The 23,509-nt window shown below is 40.7% G+C and carries 23 protein-coding genes; 14 read left to right on the forward strand and 9 right to left on the reverse strand.

What is annotated here, in order from left to right; translation table 11 throughout:
- Positions 1-116 precede the first annotated feature (116 nt).
- Positions 117-1,736 (forward strand): ABC-F family ATP-binding cassette domain-containing protein, encoded by a 1,620-nt coding sequence (locus AC0VYC_RS06930; protein ID WP_007498620.1) that lies wholly within the window; start codon positions 117-119, stop codon positions 1,734-1,736.
- Between the two features lie 40 nt (positions 1,737-1,776).
- Here the strand turns inward: AC0VYC_RS06930 and AC0VYC_RS06935 are convergent, their stop codons facing one another.
- From AC0VYC_RS06935 to mreBH, 3 genes are all read right to left on the reverse strand, one after another.
- A complete protein-coding gene (locus AC0VYC_RS06935) occupies positions 1,777-3,009 on the reverse strand; it encodes an aminopeptidase (RefSeq protein ID WP_046527027.1) in 1,233 nt (410 codons plus the stop codon).
- Between the two features lie 106 nt (positions 3,010-3,115).
- Positions 3,116-3,247, reverse strand: a complete 132-nt coding sequence (locus AC0VYC_RS06940; RefSeq protein ID WP_003210922.1) for a protein YkpC — start codon at positions 3,245-3,247, stop codon at positions 3,116-3,118.
- Between the two features lie 74 nt (positions 3,248-3,321).
- On the reverse strand, positions 3,322-4,329 hold the full coding sequence (gene mreBH, locus AC0VYC_RS06945) for a rod-share determining protein MreBH (RefSeq protein WP_017359401.1): 1,008 nt from the start codon (positions 4,327-4,329) through the stop codon (positions 3,322-3,324).
- A gap of 276 nt (positions 4,330-4,605) precedes the next feature.
- Between mreBH and AC0VYC_RS06950 the strand changes: the two genes are divergently transcribed.
- From AC0VYC_RS06950 to ade, 5 genes are all read left to right on the forward strand, one after another.
- A complete protein-coding gene (locus AC0VYC_RS06950; RefSeq protein ID WP_017359400.1) occupies positions 4,606-4,884 on the forward strand; it encodes an AbrB/MazE/SpoVT family DNA-binding domain-containing protein in 279 nt (92 codons plus the stop codon).
- Positions 4,885-5,028: 144 nt separating this feature from the next.
- Positions 5,029-6,318, forward strand: coding sequence for an ATP-binding protein (locus AC0VYC_RS06955; protein WP_007498613.1), 1,290 nt, complete (start codon positions 5,029-5,031; stop codon positions 6,316-6,318).
- A gap of 27 nt (positions 6,319-6,345) precedes the next feature.
- Entirely contained in the window at positions 6,346-7,188 is an 843-nt protein-coding gene (locus AC0VYC_RS06960; protein ID WP_475389783.1) for a gamma-glutamylcyclotransferase family protein, read from the forward strand.
- Between the two features lie 37 nt (positions 7,189-7,225).
- Positions 7,226-7,894 carry a potassium channel family protein gene (locus AC0VYC_RS06965; protein ID WP_008345123.1) on the forward strand — a complete coding sequence of 223 codons (669 nt, stop codon included), beginning with the start codon at positions 7,226-7,228 and terminating at the stop codon, positions 7,892-7,894.
- A 262-nt stretch (positions 7,895-8,156) separates the two neighbouring features.
- A complete protein-coding gene (ade, locus tag AC0VYC_RS06970) occupies positions 8,157-9,887 on the forward strand; it encodes an adenine deaminase (protein ID WP_458155285.1) in 1,731 nt (576 codons plus the stop codon).
- A gap of 99 nt (positions 9,888-9,986) precedes the next feature.
- On the opposite strand, the gene rnjA is transcribed toward ade, so the two are convergent.
- Positions 9,987-11,654 carry a ribonuclease J1 gene (gene rnjA, locus AC0VYC_RS06975; RefSeq protein WP_012009818.1) on the reverse strand — a complete coding sequence of 556 codons (1,668 nt, stop codon included), beginning with the start codon at positions 11,652-11,654 and terminating at the stop codon, positions 9,987-9,989.
- 5 nt (positions 11,655-11,659) lie between these two features.
- Positions 11,660-11,869 (reverse strand): DNA-dependent RNA polymerase subunit epsilon, encoded by a 210-nt coding sequence (locus AC0VYC_RS06980; protein ID WP_008345114.1) that lies wholly within the window; start codon positions 11,867-11,869, stop codon positions 11,660-11,662.
- Positions 11,870-12,263: 394 nt separating this feature from the next.
- Between AC0VYC_RS06980 and AC0VYC_RS06985 the strand changes: the two genes are divergently transcribed.
- Complete coding sequence (locus AC0VYC_RS06985; RefSeq protein ID WP_024719544.1) at positions 12,264-13,043, forward strand: Cof-type HAD-IIB family hydrolase; 780 nt, start codon at positions 12,264-12,266, stop codon at positions 13,041-13,043.
- 38 nt (positions 13,044-13,081) lie between these two features.
- On the opposite strand, the gene def is transcribed toward AC0VYC_RS06985, so the two are convergent.
- Positions 13,082-13,639, reverse strand: a complete 558-nt coding sequence (gene def / locus AC0VYC_RS06990) for a peptide deformylase (protein ID WP_008345111.1) — start codon at positions 13,637-13,639, stop codon at positions 13,082-13,084.
- Positions 13,640-13,751: 112 nt separating this feature from the next.
- A complete protein-coding gene (locus tag AC0VYC_RS06995) occupies positions 13,752-13,931 on the reverse strand; it encodes a YjcZ family sporulation protein (RefSeq protein WP_026050085.1) in 180 nt (59 codons plus the stop codon).
- A gap of 235 nt (positions 13,932-14,166) precedes the next feature.
- On the opposite strand from AC0VYC_RS06995, the gene AC0VYC_RS07000 reads away from it, so the two are divergent.
- The 5 genes from AC0VYC_RS07000 to lpdA all read left to right on the forward strand — a co-directional run bounded on the left by AC0VYC_RS07000 (position 14,167) and on the right by lpdA (position 20,368).
- Positions 14,167-14,835 carry a YkyA family protein gene (locus tag AC0VYC_RS07000; RefSeq protein WP_046343450.1) on the forward strand — a complete coding sequence of 223 codons (669 nt, stop codon included), beginning with the start codon at positions 14,167-14,169 and terminating at the stop codon, positions 14,833-14,835.
- A gap of 567 nt (positions 14,836-15,402) precedes the next feature.
- A complete protein-coding gene (pdhA, locus tag AC0VYC_RS07005; protein WP_007498599.1) occupies positions 15,403-16,518 on the forward strand; it encodes a pyruvate dehydrogenase (acetyl-transferring) E1 component subunit alpha in 1,116 nt (371 codons plus the stop codon).
- A gap of 3 nt (positions 16,519-16,521) precedes the next feature.
- Positions 16,522-17,499 (forward strand): pyruvate dehydrogenase complex E1 component subunit beta, encoded by a 978-nt coding sequence (gene pdhB / locus AC0VYC_RS07010; protein ID WP_007498597.1) that lies wholly within the window; start codon positions 16,522-16,524, stop codon positions 17,497-17,499.
- Between the two features lie 108 nt (positions 17,500-17,607).
- Complete coding sequence (locus AC0VYC_RS07015; protein WP_008345100.1) at positions 17,608-18,951, forward strand: dihydrolipoamide acetyltransferase family protein; 1,344 nt, start codon at positions 17,608-17,610, stop codon at positions 18,949-18,951.
- 4 nt (positions 18,952-18,955) lie between these two features.
- A complete protein-coding gene (lpdA, locus tag AC0VYC_RS07020; RefSeq protein ID WP_003211097.1) occupies positions 18,956-20,368 on the forward strand; it encodes a dihydrolipoyl dehydrogenase in 1,413 nt (470 codons plus the stop codon).
- Positions 20,369-20,694: 326 nt separating this feature from the next.
- Here the strand turns inward: lpdA and AC0VYC_RS07025 are convergent, their stop codons facing one another.
- Positions 20,695-21,075: a hypothetical protein gene (locus AC0VYC_RS07025; RefSeq protein ID WP_223255627.1), complete on the reverse strand. Its 381-nt coding sequence runs from the start codon at positions 21,073-21,075 to the stop codon at positions 20,695-20,697.
- Positions 21,076-21,393: 318 nt separating this feature from the next.
- On the opposite strand from AC0VYC_RS07025, the gene AC0VYC_RS07030 reads away from it, so the two are divergent.
- Entirely contained in the window at positions 21,394-21,513 is a 120-nt protein-coding gene (locus AC0VYC_RS07030; protein WP_003212464.1) for a GapA-binding peptide SR1P, read from the forward strand.
- Positions 21,514-21,556: 43 nt separating this feature from the next.
- Here AC0VYC_RS07030 and AC0VYC_RS07035 read toward each other — a convergent pair whose 3' ends face one another.
- Positions 21,557-23,029, reverse strand: a complete 1,473-nt coding sequence (locus tag AC0VYC_RS07035; protein ID WP_138278475.1) for an aminotransferase class I/II-fold pyridoxal phosphate-dependent enzyme — start codon at positions 23,027-23,029, stop codon at positions 21,557-21,559.
- A gap of 190 nt (positions 23,030-23,219) precedes the next feature.
- Between AC0VYC_RS07035 and AC0VYC_RS07040 the strand changes: the two genes are divergently transcribed.
- Positions 23,220-23,489: a UPF0223 family protein gene (locus AC0VYC_RS07040; protein WP_008345089.1), complete on the forward strand. Its 270-nt coding sequence runs from the start codon at positions 23,220-23,222 to the stop codon at positions 23,487-23,489.
- Positions 23,490-23,509: the final 20 nt, after the last annotated feature.

Below are 23,509 nucleotides of genomic sequence, written 5' to 3' on the forward strand. Positions count from 1 at the left end.
TCCCACTTATTATACCATATTGGACAAAAAGCCTTTGTTCTTAGCGAGAGACGTTTCTATCAATCGTTATTCATGTTATACTTCATATTGATGAATGAGTGATGGAGGATTAATAAATGATTGCAGTGAATAATGTTAGTTTGCGATTTGCTGATCGTAAATTATTTGAAGAAGTAAATATTAAGTTCACTCCTGGCAACTGCTACGGACTAATTGGTGCCAATGGAGCTGGTAAATCAACGTTCTTAAAGATTCTTTCTGGAGAAATTGAAGCTCAAACGGGCGATGTTCATATGAGTCCTGGTGAACGTTTAGCGATTTTAAAACAGAACCACTTTGAATACGAAGAGTTTGAAGTGTTAAAAGTCGTCATCATGGGTCACAAACGTCTATATGATGTGATGCAAGAAAAAGATGCGATTTATATGAAACCTGATTTCTCAGATGAAGACGGGATTCGTGCAGCAGAGCTTGAAGGTGAATTTGCTGAGTTAAACGGATGGGAAGCGGAAAGTGAAGCTGCGATCCTATTAAAAGGTCTTGGCATTCCAGAGAGCCTACAATCGAAGAAAATGTCTGAGCTTGGTGGATCTGAAAAGGTAAAAGTGCTTTTAGCACAAGCTTTATTCGGCAAACCTGACGTTCTCCTTCTCGATGAGCCAACGAACCATTTGGACTTACAAGCCATTCAGTGGTTAGAAGAGTTCCTCATTAACTTTGAGAATACCGTCATCGTCGTATCGCATGACCGTCATTTCTTAAACAAAGTATGTACGCATATTGCAGACCTTGACTTTGGAAAAATTCAAGTGTATGTCGGAAACTATGATTTCTGGTATGAATCAAGCCAGCTGGCATTAAAACTCAGCCAGGATGCCAACAAGAAAAAAGAAGAACAAATTAAGCAGCTTCAAGAATTCGTTGCTCGGTTCAGTGCGAACGCATCTAAATCGAAGCAAGCGACATCAAGAAAGAAATTGCTTGATAAGATTTCGCTAGATGACATTAAACCATCTTCTCGTAAATATCCTTATGTTCATTTTGCGCCAGAGCGTGAAATCGGAAATGATGTCCTTCAAGTAGAAGGTCTATCAAAAACGATTGACGGTGTAAAAGTACTGGATAACGTCAGCTTTATTATGAATCGTGAGGATAAAATTGCGTTCTTAAGCCGTAATGAGCTTGCTGTCTCTACTTTATTTAAAATCCTTGCTGGTGAAATGGAGCCAGACAGCGGGACGTTTAAATGGGGCGTGACAACATCTCAAGCCTTTTTCCCTAAAGACAACAGCGAATATTTTGAAGGAAGCGATTTAGATCTTGTTGATTGGCTTCGTCAATATTCTCCTAATGATCAAAGTGAAAGCTTCCTGCGTGGTTTCTTAGGCCGTATGCTTTTCTCTGGGGAAGAAGTGAAGAAAAAAGCAAGCGTCTTATCAGGTGGAGAAAAGGTTCGTTGTATGTTATCAAAAATGATGCTGTCTGGAGCGAATATTTTGCTGTTAGACGAGCCGACGAACCATTTAGACCTAGAGTCCATCACAGCGCTGAATAACGGTCTAATGAGCTTTAAAGGGGCTATGCTCTTCTCATCTCATGACCATCAGTTTGTTGAAACAGTTGCAAACCGGATTATCGAAGTGACGCCAAATGGCATCGTTGATAAACAAACAACTTATGATGAGTTCTTATCAGATCAAGAGATTCAAAAAAGACTACAAGAACTGTATGCATAAACATAAAGAAAAGACATCCACATGAGGATGTCTTTTTTCTTTAAAAAGCCCAATTTCCATTTCGGAAAATCGGTTCACGTTTACCATCTTTTGTGATCCCATCAATATTCATTTCCTTTGAACCAATCATGAAATCGACGTGTGTAATACTGCTGTTCACACCAGCTGCGTCTAATTCCTCACGTTTCATCTCTTTACCGCCTTCGATATTAAATGCATAACCGCTGCCGATGGCAAGGTGATTGGATGCATTTTCATCGTAAAGTGTATTGTAATAGAGGATATTTGAGTTAGAAATTGGTGAATCATCTGGTACAAGGGCAACCTCACCTAGATAATGTGAGCCTTCATCTGTTTCAACGAGAGAGGTTAAAATGTCTTCGCCCTCTTTTGCTTTCACATCTACAATACGCCCATTTTCAAAGGTTAACGTAAATTCATCGATAATGTTTCCTGCATAACTAAGTGGCTTAGTGCTAGAGACAGTTCCGTTTACACCATCTTTTTTAGGTACGGTAAAGACCTCTTCTGTTGGCATATTGGCCATGAATGATACGCCGCGTTCACTTACGCTGCCAGCACCTACCCAAATATGCTGCTCTGGAAGTTCAATCGTTAAATCTGTACCTGGTGCTTCATAGTGCAGCTTGTGGTAGTGACGTTCATTTAATACTTTTACTTTTTCATTTAGTGATTCATCATGCTTTTTCCACGCTTCAACAGGATCTGGCTGATCAGCGCGGGCGACTTTAAAGATTTGTTCCCATAATAATGCAACAGCTTCTTCATCTGCATGCTCAGGGAAAATCTTTTTCGCCCAATCTTTTGATGCAGCCCCGACGACTGTCCATGCAACTTTGTCAGATTGAACGTATTGACGATATGTATGAAGTGCTGAACCTGCAGCTTTTTGCTGTGAAGCAATTTTTTTCGAGTCAATGCCACTTAGAAGATCAGGGCTTTCTGACAAGATCGTAATAAAAGCACCGCCACGTTTTGCGATGGTTTCCATCATCTGTGCTTCCCATTCTGGAAATTGCTCAAACACATCTTGTGGGGCATGTTCATATTTTAAACGGGTCAGAACACCATCACTCCAGCGGATATGTACGTTTTTTGCTCCGCGCTCATATGCGTGTTTTGCCACAAGGCGGACAAGGTCTACAGATTCAGTGAACGCAGATACGACCACTTCTTGACCACTTTGAACATTTACACCTACTTCAACGATGGTTTTTGCATATTGATCTAGTTGTTTTTCGAATGAACTCATAAAAAACCCTCCTTTAGTCATGTTCATCATATCAGATTTAAGACCGAAAAGGAAAATGGGGAGCCGTCCCGAAGCAAAATAAAAAAGCCGCTTTCGTGCGGCTTTTTTAGCGGTTCAGTTGTTTCACAGGCTGTGCATTAGAAGGGGGCATATGTGAAAACGACAGGCTCATTCCTCCTAAAATAATACCGGTTAAAATGACTGTGACAACGACCCGTTTACCTAAATCAAGCAACATGTTCTTCCTCCTTCACGTTTATCCATTCATCACGATATGATCGAAATGATGAAAAAAGAAGTAGAACATGAAGATTATTTTAATGTTTTTTGCAATTTGTCGATTACTTCTAATGAACGACCTGTTCCAATTGCGACAGATTCAAGAGGATTTGCTGCGATATGAACTGGGACGACAATTTCTTGAGAGAGCCATTCTTGAATACCGTTTAATAGTGCACCACCGCCAGTTAGAATGACGCCGCGATCTACGATATCACCACTCAGTTCTGGAGGGCTGTCTTCTAATGTAGCCCGAATCGCCTCTAAAATATGAAGAAGTGATTCTCGCATAGCACCTTGAATTTCTGTTGATTCAAGTGTAATTGTTTTTGGAAGACCTGTGACAAGGTCGCGTCCACGTACTTCTAATGACTCAGGTTCGTGTTCAATGAGTCCATAACCAATTTCCATTTTTACCTGCTCAGCTGTCCGTTCACCGATCAGTAAATTGTATTTCTTTCTCACAAAAGTAATGATATCTTCATCCAGTTGATCTCCGCCAATTCGGATCGAGTGGCAAGAGACAACTCCGCCAAATGAAATGATCGCTACCTCTGTCGTTCCTCCGCCAATATCTACAACGACGTTGGCAACAGGCTCGTCCACCGGGAGATCAGCACCGATTGCAGCTGCGACGGGTTCTTCAATTAAATGCACATGCTTTGCTCCGCAATTTTTGACAGCATCGCTGATCGCGCGGCGTTCGACCGCTGTTGAACCTGATGGTGTACAAACAACCACAGTCGGCTTTCTAAAGGTAAACCCAATATTTTTTCCTGCTTTTTTCATAATTTGTTTAAGTAAATCGGTTGTCATATCATAATCAGCGATGACACCATCTTTCATCGGACGGATCGCTACAATTTTTCCAGGTGTTTTCCCAATCATCTCTTTTGCTTCTGACCCCACTGCAAGGACAGTTTTTGTTTCCGTATCTACTGCCACAACGGATGGTTCATTGAGAATAATTCCTTTATTTTTACTGTAAACCAATATGTTAGCTGTTCCTAAATCAATTCCAATTTCGGCATTTTGAAACATGTTTTCACCCAATCTCTATTTTTGCTGTTTTAAACAATTTTACATTTAAAAGTTCAGAGGGTTGAGGTCATTTGTGGGGGTTTGTGATCACCTTGAAATGAATCTGTAAAATTCAAGTCTCATTTTGACAATCACAATAAATTTTCCCTTTGGTTTTTCGATTTTGAAAAAAATTTTTATGCAGGAGAAACCTTTTAAGAATCTCTTACGTCTACGATATATCAATTGGTGAAAAACAGATTGATCTTGAGCTAATGAAAGAAAGAGGGAACGAAATTGAAATCTATCGGAGTTGTAAGAAAAGTAGATGAACTAGGGCGTATTGTGATGCCAATCGAATTGAGAAGAGCACTTGATATCGCTATTAAAGACAGTATGGAATTTTTTATAGATGGAGATAAAATCGTCTTGAAAAAATATCAGCCAGAGGGCGTCTGCCTGATGACTGGTGAGATTACTTCTGAGAACCACGAGTATGGAAATGGTCAAATTACATTAAGCGCTGAAGGCGCAGAACTACTGCTAAAAGAGCTTCAAGAAGCCCTTCAGCAGTAAATAAAAATAGCCTGTTCTCTCCCATTGTGCTGAGAGCAGGCTATTTTTTCTAAAAAAGTTCCTTAAAAATGCCGCATCTCCCTCAAAAAATAAGTGGAAAATGGTACAATTGACAAAGAATCTCAGGGCGGCAGGTGGAATTATTTGAACAAAACATATCAAGTACGGATCCTGTTATCCGTTCTTGCATTTATATTAATTTTGAGCTGGGATTTCTTTTATTATCTTAGCGGCTATCACATTAATTGGCCGCTCGATCTAGCCTTTACAGTCGTTGTTTTGGCCGGTATTTGGACCATCTCAGGCTATGTGGACCGGTTGAATTTGCTTGTATCAGATTTAAATAAACGAGAAAAAGAAGCACACGAACTGACAGAGCGGCTGAATCGAATAACAGATAACTTGCAAGAAATCGTTTTTGAAACTAATGAAAAAGGTGAAATCATTTTTTTAAATCAAGCATGGAAACAAATGACGGGTTACGACATAGAGGAGTGTCTAGGTACGATGTACAATCAGTACTTTGATCAAGAAGAGCATGTCGTTCAGCATTTGTTGTCTGTGATCAAAGAGCATAAGGATGAAGGGCGGGTGGAGCTGCAGCTTCTCCATAAAGAAGGAAAAAAGGTATGGGGAGATGTGCATTATAAGCTTTATTTCGATGAACAGCACCAGTTTACTGGAGGTATTGGAACGGTTGCAGATATCACGAAACAAAAGCAGGCAAAGCTTGAACTTGAAAGATCAAATCAGCAATTACAAATGCAGGCACAAAAGCTGGCTGTTGCAGGACAAATAGCCGCTGGCATTGCCCATGAAGTCAGAAATCCGCTCACCTCAGTCAATGGATTTTTGCAGCTGATGAAAACGCAATATCCTGAAAGAACCGATTATTTTGATATCATCTTTTCTGAAATTAAACGCATTGATTTTGTTTTAAGTGAGCTGCTTGTCTTAGCAAAACCTCAATCGGTTCAATTTCAAGAAGTACAGCTCCATGATTTGCTAGAGCAGGTGATTACGTTATTAAAGACCAATGCCGTTCTTTCAAATATTGATCTCAAACAGCCATTTAAAAAGCAGGATGCTGGCACGATATTAGCAGACGCCAATCAAATGAAGCAACTGTTCATTAACTTAATCAAAAATGCGATCGAGGCGATGCCTGAAGGCGGCAATATATACATATCAACAGAAAAAGTGATGAATGAATGGAAAATCACGATTCAAGATGAAGGAAAAGGAATGTCCGAAGAGGACATTCTGAAAATATATGATCCTTTCTTTTCGACTAAAAAAGAAGGTACAGGACTTGGTTTAACGATCTGTGCGACGATCTTAAAAGATCACCATGGAAGAATGGATGTAAAGAGCGAGCTCAGCAAAGGGACGGCTTTTGATATTTACTTACCTGTGTATCAAAAAAGCAGATAGTAGCAAGGTGAGAGGATGTGATGTGTGATGACGAAAGAGACAAAGACGTTATTTGTGTATGGGACACTTTTAAAGCACGAAAAGTATCACGAGACATTGATGAAAGAAAGCAGTCCATTAGCAGCATCTGCTTGGATAAAAGGGAGACTGTACGATACAGGTGAGGGTTACCCTGTTTGTGTTGTCTCGGAACAAAACACAGTATATGGAGAATTGTATGAGGTCAGTGACGAAACGCTGCATAAGATAGATGAGCTAGAGGAAGGGTATGACCAGCAGGAAATAGAGGTTATGACAGACCAGGGGCCAAGGTCAGCCGTTGCTTATACAATATGTAAGCAGAAGGCATCGAGCCTGAAGGAGATTGAAAGCGGCTGCTGGAAGTCATATCAACTATGGGAGCGCAAACCGTCTTCCTTCTATTATTTTGCCTATGGGTCCTGTATGGATGATGCAAGGTTTAAGCTTGCGAAAGTGGAACATTATTTCAAACAAATCATCGGCGGCGGCACACTTGATCGTTTTACCACAAGGTTTACATTGGTGCGCCCTGATGGATCAAGAGCAGATATGGTAGAAGACGGCGGAGAAACAGAGGGTGTTCTATATGAAGTGCCTTTTGATGCCATTCGTTATTTGTACAAACGAGAAGGTGTAAATGAAGGGACTTATCGCCCAGCATTTGTCGATGTCACAGTAGGTGATCAAGTGTATGAGGACTGCTTAACGTTTCTCGTTTTAAAAAAGAGCGGAGAAATTGCGCCTCCTGGTCATTATCGCAGTGAAATCGAAAAAGGAGCAGACCTTTACTTAAGTGAAGCGTTCCGTAAAAAAATACGGTCGCATATGGATTCATTAATGAAACCGTAGTAAAATGCATGGTAAGTGATATAAAAGGAGTCTGAACATGAAAAAGGAATATGCAGTCATTGGTCTTGGACGCTTCGGCGGAAGTATCTGCAAGGCGCTAAGCGAAGAAGGACTTGAAGTCATGGCCATGGATATGAATGAAGATCGTGTGAACGAATATGCTAAAATTGCATCACATGCCGTGATTGGTGATTCGACGGACGAATCTGTCCTAAAAAACCTAGGTATTCGCAATTTTGATCATGTGATCGTGGCGATAGGTGAAAATATTCAGGCGAGTATTTTAACAACGATTATGCTGAAAGAACTTGGTGTCAAAATGGTCACAGTGAAAGCTCAAAATGACTACCATGAAAAGGTTTTGAATAAAATTGGTGCGGACCGTATTGTTCATCCTGAACGAGACATGGGCAGACGGATTGCACATAAAATTATTTCTAACAACGTGCTTGATTATTTAGAGCTGTCAGATGAGTACAGCCTCATTGAAATCGTCGCCAACAGCAGACTCGCTGGGCACTCTTTGTTAGATCTCGACATTCGTGCAAGGTACGGGATCAATATCGTGGCAATTAAACGCGGGAAAGAAGTGATCGTTTCACCGCTCGCAGATGAAATGATTCAAAAAGAAGATATCCTCATTGTCATTGGGGCAGTGGCAGATATCGGGCGCTTTGAAAAACGGGAAATGCAGAACGACTATTAAACACTCCGAGAAGGGGTGTTTTCTGCTTTAGAAGTGTACATATGGGGCGGACATTGCGGGAGAGAACAAAGTGGAAAAGAGCCGTTTACTTTCTAAAAGAACAGCAAAATAGAACATGGTTATTTTTCAGCCAATTATCACTATTCAGAAATGAAAATCAATCTTTTGATATGGTTGATTTTCTCTAAATGTCATTGACTGGGCAATCAGATTCGTTTACGATAAGAAACATTATATTGTTTACTCGGAGGAGGCAGTGTCGTTGGATAAGGAGCTTTTCAGACATCAAATTGAGGTAGCTGCAAAGAGAAAAAAAGCAGCCCTAGTGATTAAACATGCGAAGGTTATGGACGTGTTTAACCAGGAATGGATAGACGCTGATGTCGCTGTTGAAAATGGAAAAATAGTAGGAATTGGGGAGTATGAAGGAGAACAGGAGCTGGATGCAACAGGTCAAATGCTTGTTCCCGGTTTCATTGACGGCCACGTTCATATCGAATCCTCGATGGTGACTCCTGCTGAATTTTCCAAAGCTGTCGTTCCTCACGGAGTGACAACTGTTGTAACAGACCCGCATGAAATTGCCAATGTATCCGGTGTTGCAGGTATCCGTTTTATGCTCGAAGAAGCGAGAAAAGCTGCTCTAAATATATATTTCATGCTGCCATCCTGTGTACCGGCAGTCAGCTTTGAACGATCAGGTGCTACACTAAAAGCAAAAGATTTAAAGCCTCTTTATCAGGAGAAAGAAGTGCTTGGTCTTGCCGAAGTGATGGATTATGTCGCGGTGGAACAAGCGGAAGAAGATATGCTGCAAAAACTGCTTGATGCTCAACATGAACATAAACTCATTGATGGCCATCTAGCAGGATTAACGGACCGATTAATTAATGTGTACCGAACAGCTAATGTCCAAACGGATCATGAGGTGACAACAGCTCAAGAGGCTCTTGAACGTGTCAAAAGAGGCATGTATGTCATGCTGAGAGAAGGCTCTGTTGCTAAAAACGTGAAAAACGTATTACCTGCTGTCAATGAGAAGAATGCAAGACGCTTTTTCTTTTGTACGGATGATAAACATTTAGATGATTTAATGGCTCAAGGAAGTATTGATGAACAAGTACGGATGTCGATACAAGAAGGGTTGGACCCCTTTTTAGCATATCAAATGGGAAGTTTAAACGCAGCGGAGTGCTTCGGTCTCAAAACAAAGGGAGCAATTGCACCAGGCTTTGACGCGGACTTTATGCTCATTTCTGACTTACATGAGGTAGGAATTACAAGCGTCTTTATCGCAGGAGAATTGGTCTCTGAACATGGAGAATATTTGCCAAGTGTCGACAAGATCACGCCAAATTCTTCGCTCATGCAATCGGTACATGCAGTGGACGTTCAAGAGAAAGATCTAACGCTGCCTATAACAGATCATCAAAAGATGAATGTCATTCGCATTATACCGAATCAGCTTGAAACGCAATTAGAACAAATATCTCCTTCTGGAAGCGATGGACAATTTACGAGTGATATTGATCGAGATGTATTAAAAATAGTACTTGTCGAACGCCACAAAGGTCTATCTGAAATTGGGATAGGGGTCGTCAGCGGTTTCGGCTTAAAAGAGGGGGCGATTGCAACAACAGTTGCCCATGACTCGCATAACTTAATTGCCGTTGGAACAAATGATGCTGATATGATCAAAGCCATTGAGACGTTAAAAGAAGCAGGGGGCGGTTTGACCGTTGTAAAAGACGGAAAAGTTCTTCATACGCTTCCATTACCGATTTCCGGTTTATTATCAGATCAATCTGCACATACGGTCAATGAAAGCCTTCATGCACTTCATGATGCTTTAAAGGAAACAGGATTTGTCTTAGACTTTAATCCGTTTTTGACATTATCCTTCTTAGCACTGCCAGTCATTCCTGATGTGAAAATGACAACACAAGGATTGTTTGATGTGAGAAGTTTTCAGCATCTCCCGATTCAATCGTAAAACAATGACTGAACCCGCACGTATCGTACAGATATGCGGGTTTTTTTATTGCGCATAAAAAAGAGACACAGCCAATTGGCTGTGTCTCTTTGTACGTCATTACACTTCCATAATAATCGGTAAGATCATTGGGCGGCGTCTTGTTTTTTCATAAAGGAAAGGAGCAAGAGTGTCAGTAATCTCGTTCTTAATTTCTGACCATTGAGTCGTCTTACGTTCCATTACTTTTTCAAGATGCTTTGAAATGAGATCTTGCGCGTCATTAATGAGGTCTCCAGATTCTCTCATGTAGACAAAACCTCTTGAGATTAAATCAGGACCTGCAGAAATTTTGAATTCTTTCATATCCATGCTGACAACAACAATGACAAGACCTTCTTCTGAAAGAATGCGGCGGTCTCTTAACACGATGTTGCCGATATCACCAATTCCGCTTCCGTCGATATATACGTTACCTGAAGGAATTTTGCCAGCGACACTTGCTTCGTCACCTTTTAGTGCAAGAACTTCACCATTATCCATGATAAAGCAGTTTTCCTCAGGAATTCCGCAATCATTCGCCAGTTTAATATGCGTTTTTTGCATGCGGTATTCACCGTGAATCGGCATGAAGAATTTAGGTTTAATTAAACGGAGCATCAGCTTTTGTTCTTCCTGCCCGCCGTGTCCAGAGGTATGAATATTATTGAGTGAGCCATGAATGACTTCAGCACCAGCACGATAAAGCTGGTTAATGGTACGGCTTACGCTAATATTGTTACCTGGGATCGGTGAAGACGAGAAGACAACAGTGTCTCCAGGGTTAATTGAAATCTGGCGGTGCGTACCGTTGGCAATACGAGAAAGAGCGGCCATCGGTTCGCCCTGACTACCAGTACAAAGAATGGTTACTTTGTTTGCTGGTAGACGGTTGATTTCATTGTGTTCAATGAACGTGTTTTTTGGACATTTAATGTAGCCAAGATCTTGTCCAATATCAATGGCAGACTCCATACTTCGTCCAAACACCGCAACTTTTCGACCGTTGGCAACAGCGGACTCGATCACTTGCTGAAGTCTGTGAATGTTAGATGCAAATGTAGCAAAGATAATACGTCCATCTACTTTTCTGAAGATGTCATCAATGCTTTCACCTACACGTCTTTCGGACATCGTAAATTCTGGAATTTCACTATTTGTACTGTCAGATAGAAGACAAAGAACGCCTTCTTTCCCGATCTCAGCCATTTTCGTTAAATTGGCAGGCTCGCCAACAGGAGTAAAGTCAAACTTGAAATCGCCTGTATGTACGATGTTACCAGGAGGTGTCTTCACGACAATTCCATAAGAATCTGGGATACTGTGTGTCGTTCTAAAGAAAGATACAGCTGTTTTTCTAAATTTGATCGTATCTTCTTCTTCAAAGATGTGAAGTTTGGTCTGTCTTAATAGACCATGCTCTTCCAATTTGTTACGAAGGAGGCCGATTGCGAGTTTGCCTCCGTAAACTGGAATATTCACTTGCTTGAGAAGGTAAGGGATACCGCCGATGTGGTCTTCATGTCCGTGAGTAATAAAAAGACCTTTGATTTTATCTTCGTTTTTAACTAAATACGTATAGTCAGGGATGACGTAATCAATTCCTAGAAGTTCATCTTCAGGGAACTTAATACCAGCATCAATCAAAATGATTTCATCTTGAAATTGAACGCCATACGTGTTTTTACCGATCTCGCCTAATCCGCCGAGCGCAAAAACTGCCGCCTGATCGTTTTTTACAAATTTCATTCCTCTCATAGCTCCAATACTTTAAAATTTTCACTTTCTCGTTCATAGTCTAAAAAAGCACCGTCTACAGGCTGAATGAATTCAATATTGTAGTTATGTTTTTTCAACTTATCGCGTACGTCTCTTTCAGAAACCGCTTCAACGTATAGTGAATCTGTGTGTTCTCTCACAGGTACCTCAGTCGTACTTGCCTGAAAAAATACCTTATATATCATCCAAATCTCTCCTTAAATACCGTATGTTACACTCGCTTATTCTATTATATTAAAAAAACGCGCATAAGAAAAGTCTCAGAGAAAAAAGGACCTTCAGCAAATGTGCGGAAGATCCTTTTAAGCAATCGATTTTTTACGAAGCATGTCCTTCCATTGTCTTCGAATTTTCTTGCGCAGACGACGAAGCATCGCGGATCGCCTCCTTTCGGTATGAGTCTCATTCAGCCATTTGTTCCGTTCTCTCTATATACTTGTATTATATGATGTTTCCACTTAATGTTACATGGTTATATGTGGGAAATGGGCGTTTTAAGAGGAAGTGGTTTCGTCAGTGAAGATCTTTCTGTATGATGAAGGGGAGAGGGTATACATAACAAGAGACAGGAGACGAGATATGAATAAAAAAGTCATCTTCTTTGATATCGACGGTACTTTATATGACCATGATAAAAAAATACCTGAATCAACGAAGCGAGCTGTTCGTTTATTAAAAGAAAAAGGGCATCATCTCTTCATTGCATCTGGCCGTTCGCCTTTTCTCATCCAGCCTATTTTAGAAGAAATAGGGCTTGACTCATTTATTGCTTATAACGGTCAGTATGTCATGTACGAAGGAGAAGTCATTTACGGCAATCCGCTTAAGCAAGAGCTGATGGATAAAATTTATGAAACAGCGGATCAACATGATCATCCGCTTGTTTTCATGGGAGAGAAGACGATGAAGGCATCTGTGCCGAACCATCCATTTATCCATGAAGGGATTGGCACTTTAAAAACAGAGCATCCCGAGCATGATTTGTCATTCTTTAAAGAAAACGTCATTTATCAAATGCTACTATTTTGTAAAGCAGAAGAGGAACATCTATATGAAGCGTTCCGTGAAGAAATTGATCTCGTCAGGTGGCATGAGCTGTCTACTGATGTCCTGCCAAAAGGTGGATCGAAGGCTGAAGGAATTAAACGAGTCATTGAAAGACTTCCGTACGATCAAAAGGACACAATTGCCTTCGGTGACGGGTTGAACGATCGAGAAATGATTTCTTTTGTTGGAACAGGCGTTGCGATGGGGAATGCAGTCAATGAATTAAAAACATTAGCTGACTTTGTCACCAAACCTGTAGATGAGGATGGCATATTCCACGCTGTGACTGAATTAGGCCTTATTGATGAATAAAAAACAAGACCCGCTGATGGACGGGTCTTGTTTTTATGTTATGATCTGCCGATCGCAACCGCGTTGTCTGGCTCGGCGAATGGATGATCTTTTTGAATATGATCATAAAACATAATGCCATTTAAGTGGTCAATTTCATGCTGGAAAACGATGGCCGGAAACCCTTTTAGGCGAATATCAATGTCTTCACCTTCAAGCGTTGTACCTTTCACCCTAATTTTTTCATAGCGCGGGACAAATCCAGGGATGGCTTCATCAACAGATAAACAGCCTTCTCCAGTAGCTAAATAAGCTCTTTTGACTGAATGGCTAACAATGCGAGGATTGAATAATGCATAGCTGTAAAGTTCTCCGCCCTCGTCTTCACAGTGAACAGCGATCATTCGTTTACTGATATTGATTTGCGGAGCTGCTAGGCCAACACCGGGTCTAAGTTCATATTTTTCAGCAATGTCTGCATCCTGACTGTTTTTGACAAATTCAATCATGTCAGCTAATTGCTGTTTTTCTTCTTCTGTTGGCGGGAGTTCGACCGCTTCAGCTGTTTGTCTTAAGACGGGATGCCCGTCTCGTACGATATCATCCATGGTAATCACAAAACTTCACTCCTATTTCCTTTGTATGTAAAGTATATAAAATGATACACAACATATGCAATGAAATAAAGAAGACCGGTCGTATGAGACCGGTCAGAGGCTTATTCAGCCATTAGCAGCAGCCACCGCCGCCTAAGAATGCTGCGCCAACAATGATCAATAGAATGAATAGGACGACGATTAAAGCGAATGTACGTCCACCACCGTAACCGCAACCGTATCCACCACCATAACTTGGATAGCAACAACCGCCGCCGTATCCATAACCGTAACCGCCGTATCCACCATACATACTTCCATGACTATAATTAGACATACTTTTGACCTCCTTTGGAAATACACTCGGCCTCTCATAAGTGAAGGCGAAGCGTGTAATATAAACTATGTATGAATGCACTATTTGTATAGTCATGAGCCTAGAGCATGAAAAAAATCTTCTTTCCCCTCAAAAAACCATCCTCTTTCCTTGTCACAACCGCCCTGAAAAATTATAGTGGTATGTGGAGATGTAAAGGGGGACCTTGTAATTGAAACAGATGAAAAGAAGAATAAAAGCAGGTGCAACTTTAGCGGGGATATGCACCCTCTTGCTTGCGGGCTGCGGAGGTCAAAATCCGCTTTATGAGATGCAAGATGCCATGACAAAAATGAGCGAAAAAGAAGCATCCTTTGAAAAAGAACAAGGCGCACTGCAAAGCTATGAAAAAAAAGAGCAGCAGTTGTATAAAAAAATGATTCAAACAACAAAAGACCACACAAAAACAGTCTCAAACTTGTCTGATCAAGCATTAGCATCGGCAGAAAAGCGTGAAGAACATTTAAAAACAGAAAAAGACAGCATGGATCAATCGAAAAAAGAATTTCAATCTGTAAAGGAATTCGCTGAACAGATAAAAGATGCGGAAGTAAAAGACAAAGCAGAACAAACAGTCAAATCAATTGAAAAAAGATACGCATCGTATGATCAGCTTTACCGTGAGTATCAAAAGGCGCTGAAACAAGACAAGCACTTGTATGAATCCTTAAAAAGAAAAGACTTAGGATACGCTGAGCTGAAATCCAAATTAAAGACAGTGAATCGTTCCTATAGTAAAGTTAGAAAAGAAAGCAAGAAGTTCAATCAATATACAGATCAATTGAACGAATATAAACAAGCTTTATACAAAACAGCTCAGAAAGAATCACAAAACAGCTAAAAACAGTACTTGCATATTTGCTAGCTCTGTTTATCGCTGCTACTCCCAAAGTGCCTGCGTGTCGTTACTCGTTTTTCCAAGATGTCAAACTGAAAAGAAGAGAAAGGGTTAAAATGAAGTTCATTTTAGCCCTTTGTCCATCACGATCAAAAGAGCTGAAAATAGCTCTTTTTTTATTTTTCGACAAAAACAAACATGTGCTATTGTAGTACAGTGATCCACTCTATACTAGTACAGTTTGTGCTGTTGATTAAACAGATTGATACAGGTCACCATAAAAAGTAAAGCGAATACATTTATTTAAATAAAGCCGTTAAATCAATTGACGGACTATTTTTCTTGTTGTAAACTATTCCTTGTTAACAGAAGTTGTATTAGTTTTTTGTGAACTATCGTTAATACAGTTAGAAAAACTCAAAAGCAAGCGATCATCCAATGTTTCGACAATGATCTTTGTGGCTATTATATACAGGAGTCATATGAGCATTTTGGGTTATCCTATATCTGTATGTATAAATGGATTCACGACAAATTGACTGTTAAAAGAAAGGAAGAGGTGACTTTAGAATGGCTGCAAAAACAAAAAAAGCAATTGTTGATAGCAAAAAGCAATTCGATGCCATCAAAAAGCAGTTTGAAACGTTCCAAATTTTAAACGAAAAAGGCGAAGTCGTAAACGAAGCGGCAATGCCAGATCTTTCAGATGACCAATTAAAAGAATTAATGCGCCGTATGGTGTTTACACGTGTATTAGATCAACGTTCAATTTCATTGAACCGTCAAGGACGTCTTGGCTTCTATGCGCCAACAGCTGGACAAGAAGCTTCTCAGCTTGCAACTCACTTTGCACTTGAGAAAGAAGATTTCATTCTTCCAGGATATCGTGATGTACCACAATTAATCTGGCATGGTCTTCCACTAACAAAAGCATTCTTGTTCTCTCGTGGACACTTTGTTGGAAACCAAATGCCTGAAGATGTGAATGCACTTTCTCCGCAAATTATTATCGGTGCACAAATCATTCAAGCTGCTGGTGTAGCTCTTGGTTTGAAAAAGCGCGGTAAAAATGCTGTTGCAATCACTTACACTGGTGATGGTGGAGCTTCACAAGGTGATTTCTACGAAGGTATTAACTTTGCAGGGGCTTACAAAGCGCCAGCGATTTTTGTTGTCCAAAACAACAGATATGCGATCTCTACACCTGTTGAAAAGCAATCTGCTGCACAAACGATTGCACAAAAAGCAGCTGCAGCTGGTATCGTAGGCGTACAAGTTGACGGTATGGATGCATTAGCTGTATATGCAGCGACTGCTGAAGCTCGTGAGCGTGCTGTAAATGGTGAAGGTCCAACATTAATTGAAACTCTTACATTCCGTTACGGCCCACATACAATGGCTGGTGACGATCCAACAAGATATCGTACAAAAGAAGATGAAAATGAGTGGGAGCAAAAAGATCCATTGGTACGCTACCGCAAATTCTTGGAAAACAAAGGCCTTTGGTCTGAAGAAGAAGAGAATAAAGTCATCGAAGATGCAAAAGAACAAATCAAACAAGCAATCAAAGAAGCTGACGAACAGCCTAAGCAGAAAGTCACTGATTTGATTGAAAACATGTACGATGTGAAACCATTTAACTTGGTTGAACAGCTTGAAATCTACAAACAGAAGGAGTCGAAGTAAGCCATGGCGCAAATGACATTGATTCAAGCGATCACTGATGCGTTACGCACAGAACTGAAAAATGACGAAAACGTTCTTGTTTTCGGAGAAGACGTTGGTAAAAACGGCGGCGTATTCCGTGCGACTGAAGGATTGCAAAAAGAGTTTGGTGAGGATCGTGTATTCGATACTCCACTTGCTGAATCTGGTATTGGCGGTCTTGCAATTGGCCTTGGACTACAAGAATTCCGCCCAGTAATGGAAATTCAATTCTTCGGATTCGTTTACGAAGTATTAGATTCTGTTTCTGGACAAATGGCTCGTATGCGTTACCGTTCTGGTGGACGCTGGCATTCTCCAGTGACAATCCGTTCTCCATTTGGCGGAGGAGTTCACACACCTGAGCTTCACGCTGATAGCTTAGAAGGTCTTATTGCACAACAGCCTGGTATCAAGGTTGTTATTCCTTCAACACCTTACGATGCAAAAGGACTTTTAATTTCTGCAATCCGTGACAACGATCCGGTTGTATTCCTTGAGCATATGAAACTTTATCGTTCTTTCCGTCAGGAAGTTCCTGAAGAAGAGTACACAATTGAAATCGGTAAAGCTGACGTGAAACGTGAAGGTTCTGACCTTTCAATCATCACTTACGGTGCAATGGTTCACGAATCACTTAAAGCTGCTGAAGAACTTGAAAAAGAAGGCGTTTCTGCTGAGGTCGTTGACCTTCGTACAGTGAGCCCGCTTGATATTGAAACAATCATCGCTTCTGTTGAAAAAACAGGCCGTGCGATCGTTGTTCAAGAAGCACAAAAACAAGCTGGTATTGCAGCAAACGTAGTAGCTGAAATCAATGATAGAGCAATTCTTAGCCTAGAAGCACCAGTACTTCGTGTAGCTGCACCTGATACTGTATTTGCTTTCTCTCAAGCTGAGAGCGTATGGCTTCCAAACCATAAAGACGTGCTTGAAACAGCTAAGAAAGTTCTTGAATTTTAATTAAATGACAGAGGGGAAAAGAATTTATTTCTCTTCCCCTTTATCAATTACATGACCGTGTAATGTTGACAGAACAAGGGTTTAACATAATCTAGGAGGCGAAAAACAGTGGCATTTGAATTTAAACTTCCGGACATCGGAGAAGGTATCCACGAAGGTGAGATCGTTAAGTGGTTTGTAAAACCAAACGACGAAATCAATGAAGATGACGTTTTAGCAGAGGTACAAAATGATAAAGCAGTTGTAGAAATTCCTTCACCTGTTAAAGGAAAAGTATTAGAATTAAAAGTTGAAGAGGGAACAGTTGCAACTGTAGGACAAACAATCATTACGTTTGATGCACCTGGTTACGAAAATCTTCAATTTAAAGGCAGCGAAGAAGAAGGCGAAGCGAAAACTGAAGCTCAAGTACAAGGTACTGCTGAAGCTGGTAACGAGCCTGAAAAGAAAGAAGTTGCTCAAGAAGAAGCGGCAGCAGCAACTGGTGCTGGCGCACAAGAGCAAGTAGATGCTGATCCTAACAAACGCGTTATTGCTATGCCATCTGTACGTAAATATGCGCGTGAAAAAGGCGTTGAAATTTACAAAGTTGCAGGTACTGGTAAAAATGGCCGCGTGCTAAAAGAAGATATCGACAGCTTCCTTAATGGCGGTTCTGCAGCAACTCAAGAAGCAGCACCTCAAGCAGCTGAAAGTGCGAAAGAAGAAGCGGCTCCAAAAGCGGCAGCAGCTCCAGTTCTAGAAGGAGAATTCCCAGAAACTCGCGAGAAAATGAGCGGAATCCGCAAAGCGATCGCGAAAGCAATGGTGAACTCTAAGCACACAGCTCCACACGTAACATTAATGGATGAAGTTGATGTAACAAACCTTGTTGCACATCGTAAACAATTCAAACAAGTTGCAGCTGATCAAGGAATCAAGTTAACTTACTTGCCTTACGTTGTAAAAGCTCTAACTTCTGCTTTGAAAAAGTACCCAGTACTTAACACTTCTATCGATGATAAAACAGATGAAGTTGTTCAAAAGCATTACTACAACATCGGAATTGCAGCTGATACTGAAAAAGGCTTGCTTGTTCCAGTTGTGAAAAATGCAGATCGCAAAGCGATTTTCGAAGTATCTAACGAAATCAACGAGCTTGCAACAAAAGCACGTGATGGTAAATTGGCTCCAGCTGAAATGAAGGGTGCATCTTGCACAATCACAAACATCGGTTCTGCTGGTGGACAATGGTTTACTCCAGTCATCAACCACCCAGAAGTAGCGATCCTTGGTATTGGCCGTATCGCTGAAAAAGCGGTTGTTCGTGATGGCGAAATCGTTGCAGCTCCAGTCTTAGCTCTTTCCCTAAGCTTTGACCACCGTATGATTGATGGAGCTACTGCGCAAAATGCCCTTAACCACATCAAGCGTTTATTGAATGATCCACAATTAATTTTAATGGAGGCGTAAATTCATGGTAGTAGGAGATTTCCCAATCGAAACAGATACTCTTGTCATCGGTGCAGGTCCTGGTGGATATGTAGCTGCTATTCGTGCTGCACAGCTAGGACAAAAAGTAACAATCGTTGAAAAAGGAACACTTGGCGGCGTATGTCTGAACGTCGGCTGTATCCCTTCAAAAGCATTGATCAATGCTGGACATCGTTTCGAGAATGCAAAGCATTCTGAAGACATGGGTATCAAAGCTGAAAACGTAACAGTTGATTTCACAAAAGTTCAAGAGTGGAAAGCTTCTGTTGTAAACAAATTAACAGGTGGAGTTCAAGGTCTTCTAAAAGGAAATAAAGTAGACATCGTCAAAGGTGAAGCTTATTTCGTAGACAGCAACTCTGTACGTGTCATGGATGAAAATTCAGCGCAGACTTATACATTTAAAAATGCAATTCTTGCAACTGGATCTCGTCCAATCGAATTGCCTACATTTAAATACACAGACCGCGTGATTAACTCAACTGGTGCTTTAGCGCTTAAAGAAGTACCTAAAAAGTTAGTTGTCATCGGTGGTGGATACATCGGTACTGAGCTTGGTACTGCTTATGCGAACTTTGGAACAGAAGTTGTCATCCTTGAAGGTGGAGACGAAATCCTTCCAGGTTTTGAAAAGCAAATGAGCTCATTAGTGAAACGTAACCTGAAGAAAAAAGGAAACGTTGAAATTCACACAAACGCTCTTGCAAAAGGCGTTGAAGAAAAATCTGACGGTGTCACTGTTACTTTCGAAGTAAAAGGTGAAGAAAAAACTGTCGATGCTGACTACGTACTTGTGACTGTTGGTCGTCGTCCAAACACAGATGAGCTTGGTCTTGAGCAAGTTGGTGTTGAACTGACAGACCGCGGAGTTGTCAAAACTGACAAACAATGCCGTACAAGCGTTTCAAACATCTATGCAATTGGTGACATCGTTGATGGACCACCACTTGCACACAAAGCTTCTTACGAAGGTAAAATTGCTGCTGAAGCAATCGCTGGAGAGCCAGCTGAAATTGATTACCTTGGTATCCCTGCTGTTGTATTCTCTGAGCCAGAACTTGCAACTGTTGGATATACTGAAGCAGAAGCAAAAGAAGAAGGAATCGACATCGTTGCAGCGAAATTCCCATTCGCAGCGAACGGACGTGCACTTTCTCTTGATGCAACTGATGGCTTCATGAAGATGATCACTCGTAAAGAGGATGGTCTTGTGATCGGTGCACAAATCGCAGGTGTTGGTGCTTCTGATATGATTTCAGAGCTTAGCCTTGCAATTGAAGCTGGTGTGACAGCTGAAGATATCGCAATGACAATTCACGCTCACCCAACTTTAGGTGAAATCACAATGGAAACGGCTGAAGTAGCAATCGGAAGCCCAATCCATATCGTAAAATAATGAACGTTGAAACCCTCTCCACACGGAGAGGGTTTCAGATTGTTGACAAAGGGCTAAAATGAACTTGATTTTAGCCCTTTGTCTTCTTTTCAGCGTGATAGAAAAACTTTGAAGTCTAGGAAGGACGAGTACTGGCGCGGAGCGAATTTGACATTCGTGAGCACCAGCACGCAGGACTGACAAAGAATGCGAGGGTTTGTCTACACGCTGAAGCCCTCTCCACATGGAGAGGGTTTTTTTATGTATGTGAAACCTCGCTGAAAACGAAAAGCCCTCATGAGCTGAGGGCTTTTTTCATATGGATATATAAGTGCAAAGTCGAACCGTTAATTTGTATTCACTCGATCTAATGCTTGGCATATGGGTGATAAGATATCCTCTTTACTTCGGACATTACCTTCCACCTTCACAATGACCTTTTCATTATTGACAAGTAAAATAGCCGGCAGTTCGTCTACTTCATTTTTCCAGCCTTTACGATCTTCTTTGACAATCATCTTGGACATTTCCTTCGGATATTCATTTTTTAAATCGAGCACTGCGTCATAATAAGGACTTTCTTTATCAAGATTTTCTGCATCAGTAAAAAAGAGAATTCTCGGCTTTTGAATATGACTGACCTGGTCTGTCTGATTCGGTATGATATACGCAAATGAGCATGAACTAAGTACAAAGAGCATAGGGAAAATAATGAGAAGGGTCCTCATAAAATTCAATCTATTCACCTCAAAATCCTTTGGGGTTGTACCAACATTTTTAGGAGCCAGTTCCCTGTTAGTCACTCTAGTGTATCACGTCCTTTTTGACAATTTTCGATTGTTACTCAATTGTTACAGAATTGATATGAAGCAAAATACATTTGAAACGTTTCCTCAATATGTTGAGAAAAAAGCATATTTTTATAAAAAATGATTAAATGTGTCATACAATTAACCGTTGACAACTTAAATGTGACATCATATTATAGAGATATGAAATAGATTAAACGCTTTCAAACTTTGAGTAAAGAAAAGGGGAATGTACAAGTGGGTACAATTATTTGTCAAGATTGCAATGAAACCATTGATCAATTTGAAAATGAAAAAGTGACAACACTTTATGGAACATGTGGTCACTGTCATTGCTGTGATGAAGCCTCTGAATAAATAAAAAAGCATGCAGCTCCAATTGGGGCTGCATGTTTCGTTTTTATAAAATGGCTTTTTGTTCTTTAATGACACGAATCATATTTAGTGTGGAATCTTCAGGTCCTTGAACAGGAAGACCGATTTCGATATTTTTAAAGATATAGGAGATATTTTCTTCTGTGATGATTTCTCCTGGTATAAAAATAGGAATACCAGGCGGATAAACCATGACAAATTCTGCAATGATTCGGCCAGCCGCTTCTTTAAATGGAATGACTTCCGTTGTTGCGTAAAAAGCGTCACGCGGCGTCATCGCAAGCGAAGGGATCTCAGGCAGTAACACTTCTGTTACGGCTTGTTTTCCGCCTTGACGTGCAGAGGTGGCCGCAATTTCCTTCATAGCCGTTACAAGCGTATCAATCGTCTCATCACAATCGCCAGGCGTCACGATACATAAAATATTGTATAGGTCAGAGAGCTCTACTTCAATTCGGTAGCTTTCTCTTAGCCATTTCTCCACATCATGGCCATTGAGTCCAAGGTCTTTAATGGAGATGATTAATTTTGTTGGGTCATAATCGTAAGTAGAAGGTGAACCGAGAATTTCTTGACCAATACAAGTAATGCCTTCAATTTCGTTTAAACGAGTTCTTGCTGATTCAGCTAATCGAATGGCTTCATCTGCAAGTGCCTTTCCTTCAGTCGCTAATCGCTTTCTAGCGACATCCAGGGAGGCTAAAAGCAAATAAGAAGTAGACGTAGTTGTCAGCATGCTTAAAATAGATTGTACTCGATCCTTTGAAACAAGCCCTTCTTTTATATTTAAAATCGAGCTTTGGGTGAGAGAGCCACCAAGTTTATGCACACTTGTTGCTGCCATATCAGCTCCCGCCTGCATCGCAGACAGTGGAAGCTCATCGTGAAAATGAATATGCACACCATGTGCCTCATCTACAAGAACAGGTACGTCATATGAATGAGCAATCTCTACAATGGTTTTTAAATCAGCTGAAATACCAAAATACGTTGGGTTAATCACAAGCAGCCCTTTCGCATCTGGATGTTTAGTCAGCGCTTTTTTAGCTGACTCTGGCGTGATGCCATGAGAGATGCCAAGTTCTTTGTCAATTTCCGGGTGAATAAAAACAGGTACTGCACCAGAAAATACAATAGCAGACATAATCGACTTATGGACATTACGTGGAACAATAATTTTGTCTCCAGGGCCACAGACGGTCATCACCATTGTCATGATCGCGCCGCTTGTTCCTTGTATAGAGAAAAACGTATGGTCGGCACCAAATGCTTCTGCTGCAAGCTCCTGTGCTTCTTTGATCATTCCTCGAGGCGAATGTAAATCATCAAGAGGTTCTATATTAATAAGGTCAATGCTTAATGCATTGTCTCCAATGAATGCTCTAAATTCAGGATCCATTCCGGCTCCTTTTTTATGGCCTGGAATGTGAAATTGGACTGGATTGGTTGAAGCGTGTTTTTTTAGTCCAGTGTATAAGGGTGTATCATGTTGTGACAATTGCTTTCCCACCTTCATCGAAATACCTGCTATTATTATCCCAATAACAGCAGATTTCATTGCATAAAACAAAAGAATTATATTATGAACTGATCGGAATGTAAAGCATAAAATCAATCGGATTCTGATCAAACAGATGCTATAATAAAAGTTCAAATAAGAAATGTGGATTAAAGTGAGGGACAAGTAAATGGAATATCAATATCCAATGGACGTCGACTGGACAACTGAAGAAAAGATGGCGGTCATTTCATTTTTTCAAGCCGTTGAAAAAGCCTATGAAACAGGAATTGCGAAACAAGCATTACTAGAGGCTTATAAACGATTTAAAGAAGTTGTACCATCAAAAGCAGAAGAAAAGACGCATTGTGCGGCGTTTGAAAAGGGAAGTGGGTATTCCCCTTATCGCACAGTAAAAAGTGCAAGAGAGGCTGAAGAAACAGCTATGATACGGATGTGAAAAACGAGCCAACATAGGCT

The sequence above is a fragment of the Bacillus sp. iso_77 genome, assembly GCF_056173625.1.

Coding starts and splice junctions, on each gene's coding strand:
- AC0VYC_RS06960 (WP_475389783.1), top strand. CDS start 6,346: ATGACGAAAGAGACAAAGACGTTATTTGTGTATGGGACACTTTTAAAG.
- AC0VYC_RS06980 (WP_008345114.1), bottom strand. CDS start 11,869: ATGATATATAAGGTATTTTTTCAGGCAAGTACGACTGAGGTACCTGTG.
- AC0VYC_RS06930 (WP_007498620.1), top strand. CDS start 117: ATGATTGCAGTGAATAATGTTAGTTTGCGATTTGCTGATCGTAAATTA.
- AC0VYC_RS06935 (WP_046527027.1), bottom strand. CDS start 3,009: ATGAGTTCATTCGAAAAACAACTAGATCAATATGCAAAAACCATCGTT.
- AC0VYC_RS07040 (WP_008345089.1), top strand. CDS start 23,220: ATGGAATATCAATATCCAATGGACGTCGACTGGACAACTGAAGAAAAG.
- mreBH (WP_017359401.1), bottom strand. CDS start 4,329: ATGTTTCAAAATGCCGAAATTGGAATTGATTTAGGAACAGCTAACATA.
- AC0VYC_RS06940 (WP_003210922.1), bottom strand. CDS start 3,247: ATGTTGCTTGATTTAGGTAAACGGGTCGTTGTCACAGTCATTTTAACC.
- AC0VYC_RS06985 (WP_024719544.1), top strand. CDS start 12,264: ATGAATAAAAAAGTCATCTTCTTTGATATCGACGGTACTTTATATGAC.
- lpdA (WP_003211097.1), top strand. CDS start 18,956: ATGGTAGTAGGAGATTTCCCAATCGAAACAGATACTCTTGTCATCGGT.
- AC0VYC_RS06965 (WP_008345123.1), top strand. CDS start 7,226: ATGAAAAAGGAATATGCAGTCATTGGTCTTGGACGCTTCGGCGGAAGT.
- AC0VYC_RS06995 (WP_026050085.1), bottom strand. CDS start 13,931: ATGTATGGTGGATACGGCGGTTACGGTTATGGATACGGCGGCGGTTGT.
- rnjA (WP_012009818.1), bottom strand. CDS start 11,654: ATGAAATTTGTAAAAAACGATCAGGCGGCAGTTTTTGCGCTCGGCGGA.
- pdhA (WP_007498599.1), top strand. CDS start 15,403: ATGGCTGCAAAAACAAAAAAAGCAATTGTTGATAGCAAAAAGCAATTC.
- AC0VYC_RS07025 (WP_223255627.1), bottom strand. CDS start 21,075: ATGAGGACCCTTCTCATTATTTTCCCTATGCTCTTTGTACTTAGTTCA.
- pdhB (WP_007498597.1), top strand. CDS start 16,522: ATGGCGCAAATGACATTGATTCAAGCGATCACTGATGCGTTACGCACA.